Below are 11,890 nucleotides of genomic sequence, written 5' to 3' on the forward strand. Positions count from 1 at the left end.
GCGCTCACCCTGGGCCCCACCTGGACGGCCGCCTCCGCCGCCTCCGCCGCTTCGGCCACCCCCGTGCCGTGCCCGCAGTGCGGCAGCGCCGACACGGAGGAGCTGTCCCGGTTCGGCTCCACCGCCTGCAAGGCCCTCTGGCGCTGCCGCGCCTGCCGCGAGCCGTTCGAACGCGTCAAGGAGATCTGAATGCCCGCCGCCAGCACGGAGACGACCGCGGAGACCGTCACGGAGACGACCGCGGAGACCACCGCGGAGACCGTCACGGAGACCGGTACGGCCGCCACTGCCGCTCCCGCCCCCGCGGGCGCCCGCCGCCCGGCCTTCCACCACCTGCGGATCGCCGAGATCGAGCGGCTCTGCGACGACGCCGTCGCGGTGACCTTCGCCGTGCCGGACGCTCTCGCCGCCGCGTACGCGTTCCGGCCCGGGCAGACGCTGACGCTGCGCCAGGAGGTGAACGGCTGCGACGAGCGCCGCTCGTACTCGATCTGCGCCCCCGTCGGCGGCCCGCTGCGGATCGCCGTCCGCGAGGTGCCGGGCGGCCTGTTCTCCCGCCGGCTGGTGCGCGAGGCCCGGGCCGGGGACGAGCTGGAGGTGCTCACGCCCACCGGCCTGTTCAGCCCCGAACTCGGCGTCCCCGCCGACCACGTGCTGCTGGCGGCCGGTTCCGGCATCACGCCGATGCTGTCGATCGCCGCGTCCGTGCTGGCTGCCGACCGGGCCTCCACCGTGACCCTCCTCTACGGCAACCGGCGCAGCGACACCGTCATGTTCGCCGACGAGCTGGCCGACCTGAAGGACCGCTACCTCGGCCGCTTCCAGCTGGTCCACGTGCTGTCCCGGGAGACCAGGGACGCCGAACTGCTCAGCGGCCGTCTGGACCCCGAGCGGGTGCGGGCGCTGCTGAACGCCCTCGTGGACGTCGGTCGGGTGGGGCACTGGTGGCTGTGCGGCCCGTTCGGCATGGTCGCCGGGGCGAAGGAACTGCTCGCCGAGCTGGGCGTGCCGGGCGAGCGGGTCCATCAGGAGCTGTTCCACGCCGAGGACGAGCCGGTGGCGGAGCGCGCCGACGATCCCGACGCGGTGGACGACCGGGCGGACGGCGCGCACAGCGAGGTCACCGTCATCCTCGACGGGCGTGGCAGCACGCTGTCCCTCCCGTGCGACCGCTCGATCCTCGACGGCGCCCAGCGCTCCCGCCCCGACCTGCCGTTCGCCTGCAAGGGCGGCGTCTGCGGCACCTGCCGCGCGCTCGTCACCGAGGGCGAGGTGGAGATGCGCCGCAACTTCGCGCTGGAGGAGAAGGAACTGGCCGCCGGCTACGTCCTCACCTGCCAGGCCCGCCCGCTGACGGACCGGGTGACGGTCGACTACGACCGCTGACGAGGGTCGTCCTGCCGCGGGTACGGCTCCTGCCGCGGGTACGGCGGCAGGACCCTCGTCACACCCCGACCGGCTCGGCGCGCCTCGCCGGCCCACCCGCCGGCCCAGCCGCAAGCTCACCCGCCGCCGCCGCAGGGTCGCCGAGGAGGCGGACCAGGTCGTTGACGGCGGCGCGCCCGGCCCGGTTGGCCCCGACGGTGCTCGCCGACGGACCGTAGCCGACGAGGTGGACGCGCGGATCGGCGGTTGCCCTGGTCCCGGTGAGGGCGATGCCGCCGCCGGGGGAGCGCAGCCCGAGCGGGGCGAGGTGCCCGACCTCGGGGCGGAAACCGGTCGCCCACACGATCGCGTCCACCGCCAACTCCTCGTCCCCCCAGGCCACTCCGTGCTCGGTGAGCCGGTCGAACATCGGGCGGCGGTGCAGCGCGCCCAGCTCCTCCGCGCGCCGGTACGCGACGGACGGGCCGAGCCCGGTCACGCTCACCACGCTGCGCACCGGCAGGCCCTGGCGCACCCGCTCCTCGACCTTCGCGACCACCGCCCGCCCGTACTCGGGGGTGAACGGCCCCTCGTGGAAGACCGGCGGGGTCCGGGTGACCCACACCGTCTCGCCGACCGCCGCGACCTCCGAGAGCACCTGGATCGCGGACGCCCCGCCGCCCACCACCAGCACCCGCTTGCCGGCGAACTCCTCCGGCCCGCGGTACTCGACGTAGTGCAGTTGCCGCCCGGCGAAGTGGCCCGGGTAGTGCGGCAGGAACGGGCGGGTCCACGTGCCGGTGGCGTTGATCAGCGCCCGAGTGGACCAGGTGCCGTGGTCGGTCTCGACCAGCAGCCGGGAGTCCGGCCGGTCCGACTCGGCGCGCACCGCGTGGACGGTGACGGGGCGCACGACGGGGAGCGCGTGCCGCGCCTCGTACGCCGCGAAGTACCCCGGCACCACCTCGCGGGCGGGGGAGGCCGGATCGGGCGCGGGCAGTTCGGCGTCCGGCAGGTCGTGGAAACCGTGCACGGTCGCCATCCGCAGGGACGGCGCGCGGTGCGCCCACGCGCCGCCGGGGCCGCTCCCGGCGTCGAGCACGACGAAGCCGCCGTCGGCGTCCGCCCGGTAGGGGGCGAAGCCGCGGCGGCGCAGGTGGTAGGCGGCGGAGAGACCCGCCTGCCCGGCGCCCACCACCAGGACGTCCACTCGCTGCTGCCGCTGCCCGCCGTCGGCCGCACCGCCGGCTGCGCTGTTGGTTGCACCGTAAACAGTCACGCCGGTGAAACATCGGCCTTCGAGCGGGTGTTCCCGGCGGCGCCCGGTGGAACCGTTGGCGCCACCGGCCGGATCAGCGGGATCAGGTCGTCGGCGCGATCACGACCGCTGTGCCGTACGCACAGACCTCGGTGCCGACGTCCGCGGCCTCCGTCACGTCGAAGCGCATCATCAGGACCGCGTTTCCGCCGCGTGCCTTGGTCTGCTCGACCAGCCGCGCCATCGCCTCGTTGCGGCTCTCCACCAGGGTCTTCGTCAGGCCCTTCAGCTCGCCGCCGATCAGCGACTTCAGCCCGGCGCCGATCTGGCTGCCGATGTGCCGGCTGCGCACGGTCAGCCCGAACACCTCGCCGATCACGTGGTCGACGCGGAAGCCGGGGATGTCGTTGGTGGTCACGACCAGGACGTCGGCGTTCGGGCCCTGCCCGCCGCCGTACTCGTTGATGTCAGCCATGGGCCCATCCTGCCGCCGGCGTGCGTCCGAGTGACAGAGGCGTGGCCGGGGTGTGGCGGACAAGGTGTCCGGAAGCTGGTTCAGACCGGTGATCGCGCGGCCGAAAAGCCGTACCGTAGCCCCATGGGCGAGCGAAGCGATCATCCACAGGGGCCGGGCGCGGCGGAGGACTCCGGTGCGCAGGAGATCGAGGCGACGGTGGTGCTGGGCCTGCGGATCACCAACTGGCCGGCGCTGCGCGCCGCGGCGATCGCGGCCGTGGAGGAACTGGACTTCGACGGCATCGATCCGGCGGGCCAGCGCCGCGACCTGCTGCGCGAGGTGGCCGAGGACGCCAACGCGGCGCTCGGCGCGCTGCTGCACCCGGACCGGCTGGTGGCCGCGATCCCGGGCGTCGAGGCGATCGGCGGCACGCTGGAGATCAGCGTCACCGAGGACTTCGCGCCGGATTTCGCCGAGCTGTTCCCGCTGGAGGGCGACGAGGAGGACGGCAGCGGCGCGGGCGCGGACTGGACGCTCACCCCGCGTACGGCGTGCCTCCTCCACGCCCAGCTGCTCGGCCTGGCCGACGCGGCGTACGACGACCTCGACGAGCACGGGGACGACCCGGTCGCCGAGGGCGAGGACGCCGACTGGACGGTCTTCGCCCGGCTGCCCCAGCGCACCTGGCGCCTCCACCGGGGCTGGCGCCGCGCGATGGCCCGGGCCTTCGACGACCTCGCCGACGACCTCGCGCTCGGCGAGTGGCCGCTGCCGCGCTGCCTGGCCGAGGAGATCGCGCTGCGGATGGCGCTCCTCGACGCCCGCGCGCTGCTCGGCGCGCAGCCCGAGTCGGTGGCCGACATGATGGGCGACCTGCCCGCCGACCTGTACGACTACGACTGGGACGGCTGCCACGACGAGCTGTTCGGCGTCTACGGCCCGGACGACGGCGATCCGGAGCTCGCCGCCGAGCAGCGCACCGAGCTGCTGCTGGCGGCGACGCACCCGGAGGGCTGGTTCCTGGCCTACGAGGACGCGGAGGAGCGGGACGGCCAGCGCGGCTACCGGCGCTGACCCGTCGTCCGGCGGGTTCCCGGGGCGGCCGTTAGGCTGCGGGCATGTCCGATGTATCCGATATGCGCGACATGCCCGCAGGCCCGGACGGGCCCCCGGCGGCCGGGGACGACGAGTTCCTCTCCCGGATCGCCCTCGGACTGGACGGCGTGCAGGCGGCGCAGCACGGCCGCACGGCCGAGGCGCGGGCCAGCTTCGAGGCGCTGTGGGAGGCGCTCGGCGAGCGCGGCGACGTCTTCCACCGCTGCGTGCTGGCCCACTACCTGGCCGATCTCCAGGACGACCCGCGGGCCGAACTGGAGTGGGACCGCCGGGCGCTGGCCGCCGCCGACTCGCTGACCGCCGAGCGGGCCCGGACGTACGAATCGGCGCTGCAGGTGCGGGCGTTCTACCCGTCGCTGCACCTCAACCTGGCCTCCGACCACCTCAAGCTGGGCGAGGCGGACCTCGCGCGCGAGCAACTGGACCGCGCCGTCCGCAGCCTGGACGCCCTGCCGGAGGACGCCTACAGCGCGGGCATCCGCGCGGCGGTGGACGAGCTGCGGCAGCGGCTGCGATAGCGGTTCCGGCAGGTTGCCGCGGTGTGGGGGCGGCCGAGCCGGGACCTGCCGTGATCGCGTGATCAGGGGGACTGGCATGCTGGACGGGTGACTTCTCCGTTCGATGCCCCGGTTCCCGTGCCCACCTCCGACGATCGCGACGGCCGGCCGCAGTACGTGCTGCCGCTGGTGGTGCGGCTGGAGCGGGCCACGCCGCCCGGACGGACGGACGCGCTGGAGACCTCGGCCCGGGCCGTGCTCACGCTGCTCGCGGACCCGCGGGTGACGCAGGCGGACGGCGAGTGGGCCGAGCGGGTCGTGGCCTGGGAGGACGCGCGGATCCGCAAGGTGGTCCGGCGGGCCCGGGGTGGGGAGTGGCGCCGGGCCGGCGAGCTGCCGGGGATCACCGTGCGGGGGCGGGAGGCGGAGGTGCGGGTGTTCCCGCCGGTCCCGCTGGACGGGTGGCCGAAGGAGCTCGCGAAGCTGCAGGTGTCGGGGACGGATCTGGAGGAGACCGAGGAGATCGGCGCTCCTGAGCCGGGCCTCCCGGTGCTGTGGCTCAACCCGGAGATGGAGATGAGCGCGGGCAAGACCATGGCCCAGACCGGGCACGCCGCGCAGCTCGCCTGGTGGCGGCTGGACGAGGCGCAGCGCAAGGAGTGGGCCGCGTCGGGCTTCGCCCTCGCCGTCCGGACGCCGACGCCGGAGGCGTGGGCGGAGCTGGTGGCGAGCGGACTGCCGGTCGTGCGGGACGCGGGCTTCACCGAGATCGCGCCGGGCAGCTGCACGGTGATCGCGGAGCACCCGGCGCTGCGGTAGCGGGAGGGGCGGACGGCGAACAGATAACAGCGAACAGATAACAGATTTCGAAATCTGTTATCTGTTCGCTGTTATCCGTCACCCGTCATCTGTCCGGGCGCGCCGCGCAGCTGCCCGCCGCCGCCCCGCCTACCCGCCCGACGCCCCGTACCCCCGCATCGCCCGCAGCCCGCCGTAGGCTGCGGCGGCCGTCCACGCGATCATGATCAGCAGGCCCGTCCAGTGGCCGTAGTGGATGCCCGGTTCGGCCTGGGTGCGCATCGCGTACAGGCCCGCGCGGTCGGGGAGGAACTGGCCGGCTTCGCGGACGCCGGGGATCGCCGCCAGCCAGGTGGTGCCGAGGAAGAACATGGGCGGGATCAGGCCGAGGGCGGCGCTGAAGTTGCCCAGCATGGCGGTCAGTCCGAGACACAGCGTGATCAGGAGCGGGTGGTAGAGCACGCCGGCGAGGAAGCTGCGGGCGAGGCCGGGAGTGGAGAGGTCGAGGCCGGACGTCGCGGCGGTCGCGAGGAACGAGCCTGCGGTGGACGCCAGCCCGAGCAGCAGCCCGAGCCCCGCGCCGAGGGCGAGCTTCGCGCCGTACAGATGTCCGCGGCGCGGGACGGCGGCGAGCGAGGTGCCGATCATCCGGTTGTTGAACTCCTGGCCGATCAGCAGGATCCCGAGGCAGGCCACGGCGACGTGGCCGAACAGCAGGCCGTAGTAGATCCCGCCGGCCGGGTCCTTGCCAAGGGTGTGGCCCTTCGTTCCGTAGGCGGCGTTGACGACCGCGGTGATGCCGACGGTCAACGTCAGGGCCACCAGCGGGGCCGCCCACTGTGAGGGCAGGGTGGTGAACTTGATGCGTTCGGCGCGGAGTGCCTGAAGAAACCTCGTGCGGGGGACCGCAGTTGCGTTCATGCGGCGGCCTCGGACTCGGCCCGGTACTCGACGCTGTCGGCCGTCATTCGCATGAACGCCTCCTCCAGGGAGTCCTGTTGGACGGCGATCTCGTACAGTACGACGCCGTGCTCGGCGGCCAGCGCGGCGATCTGCTCCGGTTCAGTGCCGCTCACCTCCCAGGCGCCGCCGTCGATTTGGGTGGCCGAGATGCCGTCCGCAGCGATCCGGCGCAGCACGTCGCCGCCGAGGAGTGCGGCGAGCTTCGTCGCGTCGACGGCGCGCACGCGCACTCGGGTGCGGCCGTGGCGTTCGATGAACTCGGGGGTCGGGGCATCGGCGAGCAGGCGTCCGCGGCCGATCACCACCAAGTGGTCGGCGGTGAGGGCCATTTCGGACATGAGATGGGAGGAGACGAGCACCGCCCGGCCCTCGGCGGCGAGTTCGCGCAGCAGGGTGCGGATCCAGCGGATGCCCTCCGGATCGAGACCGTTCACCGGTTCGTCCAGCATGAGGACGGGTGGGTCCCCGAGCAGGGCGGCGGCCACCCCGAGGCGCTGGCGCATGCCGAGCGAGAAGCCGCGGATCCGGCGGGCGGCCGCGTCGGACAGCCCGGCCTGCGCAAGTACCTCGTCCACGCGCCGCTCCGGCAGGCCGTTGCTCGCGGCGAGCCAGCGTAGGTGGCCGCGGGCCGTCCGTCCGCCGTGCAGGGCGTGGGCGTCGAGCAGGGCTCCCATCTGCCGCAGTGGGGCGGCCAGTTCGGCGTACGGGCGACCCGCGGCCGGGGCGCTGCCGTCGACTGCGGCATGGCCTCCGACCAGGGCGCTGCCGGCCGTCGGGCGCTCCAGGCCGAGGATCAGGCGCATCGTCGTGCTCTTCCCGGCGCCGTTCGGGCCGAGGAAACCGGTGACGGCGCCGGGCCGGACGGTGAAGGTCAGGTCGTCGACGACCCGCCTGCCCCCGTACTCCTTCGTGAGGCCCTGGATCTCGATCACGGCCGCGTGCTCCTTCCTGTCGGCGGGCCCGGAGGTGTAAAGGTCCGGAGGCGTTCCGGCCCGGGCCCGTGCCGGTTCTCCGGCGGGTGGTTCCATTCGACCGGGGCGGGCCGGGGCGGCGGATCCCGCCGCGGAAGGGAGCTGCCTCCCTCTCGGGAGGGAGGCGGAAACGAACCGGGGAGGGGCGTCAGGAGCGGCGCTGACCTGGCAGGATGGCGCAATGCCGAGGTTCATAGCGCCGCTGCTCGCGGGCGCCACGTACGCGCGCTGGCTGCACCTGCTGATCGGGTGGATCTTCGTGGGCGTCGCCCTGATGATCTACCCCGGGACCTACCGGAAGGGCCTCGCCGAGGTCCTGGTGCAGGGCGCGGCTGTGGACGCCGTCCTGCTGGCGCTCGTGGCGCTCGTGCCCGCGATGCGGCGGGCGGAGGGCATCCAGGCACGGTTGCTGCTGGTGCCGGACCGCGAGGAGGACATCGCCGCCGAACCGTCCCGCACGTGGGCCGACCGGCGGCGCACGGCGGCCTGGCTGATCGGGCGCGTCGCGCTCGGAACGGCGACAGGGTTCGGATCGGTGGCCGCGCTCACGGTCGGCTATGCGCTGCTGACCGGTTCCGCCCTGGCCGTCGGCGGCCTCCGACTCCCGTACGGGACAGGGCGGTTCTGGTACCCGCTGGCTGCTCCGGTGCTGCTCTTCGGCTACGGCTGGCTGATCGTCTGGGCCGGGCGGCTCCAACTCGCCATGGCCGTACGGCTGCTGAGCCCGTCCCCCGCCGAGCGGCTGGCGGAGGCCGAACTGCGGGCCGAACGCCTCCTGGAGCGCAACCGGTTGGCCCGCGAGCTGCACGACTCCATCGGGCACGCCTTGACGGTGACGGTCCTTCAGGCCGGTGCGGCGCGCGAGGTCGGGGACCCGGCGTTCGCGGCGAAGGCGCTCGAAGTCATCGAAGAGACCGGCCGCAGGGCCATGGACGACCTCGAACGGACGCTCGTCCTGCTCCGCGAGACCCCGGACCGAACGGCTACCGACAGACTGGAGGGAACAGCCACCGAGAGTCCGGGCATCGAGCAACTGCCCGCCCTCTTCGACACCGCGCGGACGGCGGGCAGCCCGGTCGACGCGTCGATCGACGTGCCCACCGGAACCCTGCCCGGGGTGCTGTCACGCGAGTCCTACCGGATCGTCCAGGAAGCCCTGACCAACGCGCTCAAGTACGCGCCCGGCGAGCCGGTCGCCGTCCGGATCGGCGTCCGGGACGGGCAGTTGGAACTGCACTGCGCCAACCCGCTGCGCGACCCCTCGTCGGCGCGGGGCGCCGCGCCCCTGCGGGGCACCGCGCCGACAAGGGGCACCCCGGCGGCCGGGCGCGGCGGGAAGGGGCTGCGCGGGATCCGCGAACGGGCCGTCCTGCTCGGGGGCGAGGCCACGGTGGGGGCCACCGGCCAGGGCAACGGCGGCGGCCCCGGTGAATGGGTGCTCGCCGTCCGGCTGCCCCTACGCTTGGGCTCGTGATGATCAACAACGGGAACGCCGCCCGGACCGTCGACATCGTGCTCGCCGACGACGAGGAACTCGTCCGGGCCGGCCTGCGCGCCGTCCTGGAGGCACAGGGCGACCTGCGGGTGGTCGGCGAGGCGGCCGACGGCGCCGACGCCGTGGCCCTCGCCCGCGCGCTGCGCCCGGACGTCGTGCTGATGGACGTCCGGATGCCCGTCATGGACGGCCTGGCCGCGACCCGCGAACTCGTCCGGCCGCGCACGGCGACGAACCGCGGGAGCGCGGAAGAACGGCTGCCGAAGATCCTCGTCGTCACCACCTTCGAGAACGACGACTACGTCTACCAGGCCCTGCGCGCAGGCGCGGACGGCTTCCTGCTGAAGCGCTCGCGCCCGGCCGAGATCGTCCACGCCGTCCGGCTCGTGGCGGGCGGGGAGTGCCTGCTCTTCCCGGCCGCGATCCGTCGCCTGGCCGCCGGCCACGGCAACCCGGCGGCCCGCGACGCCATGGCGAGGGCGGCCCTGACCGAACGCGAGGCGGAGGTGCTGCGGCTGATCGCCCGCGGCCTCAGCAACGGTGAGATCGCCGAACGGCTGTTCCTCGGCGTGCAGACGGTCAAGACGCACGTCAGCAGCGTCCTCGCGAAACTCGGCGCGCGCGACCGCACGCAGGCGGTCATCGCGGCGTACGAATCGGGGTTCGTCGAGCCGTCGGCGTAGGAATCGTCAGAGTAGGAATCGTCGGGGCAGGAATCGTCGGGGCAGGAATCGACGGAGCGCGAGCCGTCCACCTGGGAACCGCCGGAGTGCGAGCCGTCCGAGTGCGAGCCGTCCGAGTGCGAGCCGCCGCGGGCCCGTGCCTCAGGCCGGGTAGGCGTGCGTCTGGGTGGCCTTGACCGACGCCCACACCGTCGTACCCGGTGCCAGGTCGAGCTCCGCGACCGCCGCCGGGGTGAGGTCCGCCGCCATCGGCAGCTCGCCGGCCAGGTCGGCTCGGACCCGGTCGCCGTGCAGGTCCAGGCCGACGACCTTGGCCTCCCACACGTTGCGCGCGCTGGAGTCGGGCCGCTCCCGGTGCAGGGTCACCGCGGACGGCGGGAACGCGACGAACGCCGGGCCGGTCAGCTCCTCGGTGGTGGCCAGCACCGTGCCGTCCGCCAGCTCGACCCGCCGGCCGTCCGCCCGTCCCTGGTACAGGTTGAGGCCGACCAGGCGCGCGATGTAGTCGGTGCGCGGCCGTCGGGCGATCTCCGCCGGTGTGCCGGACTGCACCTCGCGGCCGTCCTCGATCACCACCAGCCGGTCCGCCAGCACCATGGCGTCCAGCGGGTCGTGCGTCACGATGACCGCGACCGCCTCGAACTCGGCCAGGTGCCGCCGGAGTTGGGAGCGCACGTCGAGACGGGTGCGGGCGTCCAGGGCGGCCAGCGGCTCGTCTAGCAGGAGCAGCCGCGGACGGACCGCCAGCGCCCGCGCGAGGGCCACCCGCTGGGCCTGCCCGCCGGAGAGGCCGCCCGGACGGGAGGCGGCCTGGTCCGCCAGGCCCATCCGCTCCAGCCAGACGGCCGCCTCGGCGCGGGCCTCGCGCTTCGGACGGCCTTGGCAGCGCGGGCCGAAGGCGACGTTGTCGAGCGCGCTGAGGTGCGGGAAGAGCAGGTAGTCCTGGAACACCACGCCGACGGGCCGCTCCTCGGCGGGGGTGTGTACGCGGTGCGCCGGGTCGGCGAGCAGGGCTCCGTCCAGGCGCAGGTGGCCGCCGGTGAGCGGGAGCAGTCCGGCGAGGGCGCGCAGGGCGGTGGACTTGCCGGCGCCGTTCGGTCCGAGCAGGGCGATCACCTCGCCGGGGGCGGCGGTGAGCGCCAGGTCGAGCGTGAACGCGGGCCGTTCGATCCGGAGCCGGGCGTCGAGGGCGGGCGCGGGATTCCCCGGCGCCGGGTTCGCGGGGGCCGCATCCCTGGGTGTCGGGTCCGCGGGTGCCGGGTTCGCGGGGCTGGGGTTCGCGGGTGTGGGGTGCGCAGGTCCTTGGTTCACGGGTCCTGGGTTCATCCGGGCGGCGTCCATGGGGCGGGAGGCGGGAAAGAGGTGGTCACGGGGCTCACGGGGCGGTGGACATCCACCGGTCGCGCAGGCCGACCAGGACGGCGACGGAGACGGCGAGCAGCACCAGGGACAGCGCGATCGCCGCCTGCGGGTCGGACTCCATGGCGAGGTAGACGGCCAGCGGCATGGTCTGGGTCTTCCCCGGGAAGTTGCCCGCGAACGTGATCGTCGCGCCGAACTCGCCGAGCGCCCGGGCCCACGCGAGCACGGCCCCGGCGGCGATGCCCGGCGCGATCAGCGGCAGCGTGACGCGGCGGAACGCCGTCAGCCGGGACGCGCCCAGGGTCGCCGCGGCCTCCTCGTAGCGGGGGTCGGCGGCGCGCAGCGCGCCCTCGACGCTGATCACCAGGAACGGCATCGCGACGAACGCCTCGGCGATCACCACGCTGGTGGTGGTGAACGGCAGGGTGATGCCGAACGCGGAGTCCAGCCACGAGCCGACGATCCCCCGGCGCCCGAGAACCAGCAGCAGTGCCACACCGCCGACCACCGGCGGCAGCACCAGCGGCAGCGTGACCAGCGCCCGGATGACCCGTCGTCCGGGCAGTTCGGTGCGGGCGAGCAGCCAGGCCAGCGGTACGCCGAGGACCAGCGACACCGCCGTGGCGAGCGTCGCGCAGATGAGGGACAGCCGCAGGGCGTCCCAGACGGCGGTGCTGGTCAGCTCGTCGGAGAGGGCGCTCCACGGGGCGCGGACCAGCAGGCCGACGAGCGGGAAGATCAGGAACGCCAGTCCGAGCAGCGCCGGGAGCAGCAGCGTGACCGGGACGCGCGGGGCGTGCCGGCGGCGGCGCGGCGCCTTCGGGTCGCCGGGCGGGGTGGGCGCGCTTGGCGGGGTGGGCGAAGCGGGCGCGCGGCGGGCGCCGGCGGCGGGGGTGTCCCCGTGGCCGGCGCCCGTCCCGGTACT

General features: G+C 74.4%; 12 protein-coding genes and 1 pseudogene. 7 read left to right on the top strand and 6 right to left on the bottom strand.

Translation table 11 applies throughout. The features are described 5' to 3' along the window. Both AB0O00_RS18950 and paaE read left to right on the top strand, forming a co-directional pair. A pseudogene (locus AB0O00_RS18950) lies at positions 1-189 on the top strand (phenylacetate-CoA oxygenase subunit PaaJ); the annotation flags it as partial. Then, positions 190-1,386, top strand: coding sequence for a 1,2-phenylacetyl-CoA epoxidase subunit PaaE (gene paaE / locus AB0O00_RS18955; RefSeq protein WP_363653181.1), 1,197 nt, complete (start codon positions 190-192; stop codon positions 1,384-1,386). It abuts the pseudogene before it with no gap. A gap of 58 nt (positions 1,387-1,444) precedes the next feature. Here paaE and AB0O00_RS18960 read toward each other — a convergent pair whose 3' ends face one another. Further along, a complete protein-coding gene (locus tag AB0O00_RS18960; RefSeq protein WP_363653201.1) occupies positions 1,445-2,575 on the bottom strand; it encodes an NAD(P)-binding domain-containing protein in 1,131 nt (376 codons plus the stop codon). A 151-nt stretch (positions 2,576-2,726) separates the two neighbouring features. Then, positions 2,727-3,098 (bottom strand): YbjQ family protein, encoded by a 372-nt coding sequence (locus AB0O00_RS18965; protein WP_363653183.1) that lies wholly within the window; start codon positions 3,096-3,098, stop codon positions 2,727-2,729. A gap of 123 nt (positions 3,099-3,221) precedes the next feature. Here AB0O00_RS18965 and AB0O00_RS18970 point away from each other — a divergent pair, with 123 nt between their 5' ends. The 3 genes from AB0O00_RS18970 to AB0O00_RS18980 all read left to right on the top strand — a co-directional run bounded on the left by AB0O00_RS18970 (position 3,222) and on the right by AB0O00_RS18980 (position 5,512). Then, a complete protein-coding gene (locus tag AB0O00_RS18970) occupies positions 3,222-4,154 on the top strand; it encodes a hypothetical protein (protein WP_363653185.1) in 933 nt (310 codons plus the stop codon). A gap of 44 nt (positions 4,155-4,198) precedes the next feature. Further along, positions 4,199-4,714 carry a hypothetical protein gene (locus AB0O00_RS18975; protein ID WP_363653187.1) on the top strand — a complete coding sequence of 172 codons (516 nt, stop codon included), beginning with the start codon at positions 4,199-4,201 and terminating at the stop codon, positions 4,712-4,714. Positions 4,715-4,831: 117 nt separating this feature from the next. Beyond that, a complete protein-coding gene (locus tag AB0O00_RS18980; RefSeq protein ID WP_363653189.1) occupies positions 4,832-5,512 on the top strand; it encodes an aminoacyl-tRNA hydrolase in 681 nt (226 codons plus the stop codon). 129 nt (positions 5,513-5,641) lie between these two features. On the opposite strand, the gene AB0O00_RS18985 is transcribed toward AB0O00_RS18980, so the two are convergent. Together AB0O00_RS18985 and AB0O00_RS18990 are read right to left on the bottom strand one after the other, a co-directional pair. Further along, positions 5,642-6,412, bottom strand: a complete 771-nt coding sequence (locus AB0O00_RS18985; RefSeq protein ID WP_363653191.1) for a hypothetical protein — start codon at positions 6,410-6,412, stop codon at positions 5,642-5,644. Beyond that, the gene (locus AB0O00_RS18990; RefSeq protein ID WP_363653193.1) at positions 6,409-7,386 is read right to left on the bottom strand and encodes an ABC transporter ATP-binding protein; all 978 of its coding nucleotides are present in this window, start codon (positions 7,384-7,386) and stop codon (positions 6,409-6,411) included. The genes AB0O00_RS18985 and AB0O00_RS18990 overlap by 4 nt, the downstream gene beginning before the upstream one ends. 220 nt (positions 7,387-7,606) lie before the next feature. On the opposite strand from AB0O00_RS18990, the gene AB0O00_RS18995 reads away from it, so the two are divergent. Together AB0O00_RS18995 and AB0O00_RS19000 are read left to right on the top strand one after the other, a co-directional pair. Then, a complete protein-coding gene (locus AB0O00_RS18995) occupies positions 7,607-8,899 on the top strand; it encodes a histidine kinase (protein WP_363653195.1) in 1,293 nt (430 codons plus the stop codon). Further along, a complete protein-coding gene (locus AB0O00_RS19000; protein WP_363653203.1) occupies positions 8,899-9,603 on the top strand; it encodes a response regulator transcription factor in 705 nt (234 codons plus the stop codon). Before AB0O00_RS18995 ends, AB0O00_RS19000 begins: the two co-directional genes overlap by 1 nt. A gap of 141 nt (positions 9,604-9,744) precedes the next feature. On the opposite strand, the gene AB0O00_RS19005 is transcribed toward AB0O00_RS19000, so the two are convergent. After that, positions 9,745-10,914, bottom strand: a complete 1,170-nt coding sequence (locus AB0O00_RS19005) for an ABC transporter ATP-binding protein (protein ID WP_363653197.1) — start codon at positions 10,912-10,914, stop codon at positions 9,745-9,747. Between the two features lie 64 nt (positions 10,915-10,978). After that, positions 10,979-11,890, bottom strand: a 912-nt coding sequence (locus tag AB0O00_RS19010; RefSeq protein ID WP_363653199.1) for an ABC transporter permease, incomplete at its 5' end; no start/stop codon positions are given.

Origin of the sequence: Kitasatospora sp. NPDC093558, assembly GCF_040683475.1 — a bacterium.
Lineage (GTDB): Bacteria > Actinomycetota > Actinomycetes > Streptomycetales > Streptomycetaceae > Kitasatospora.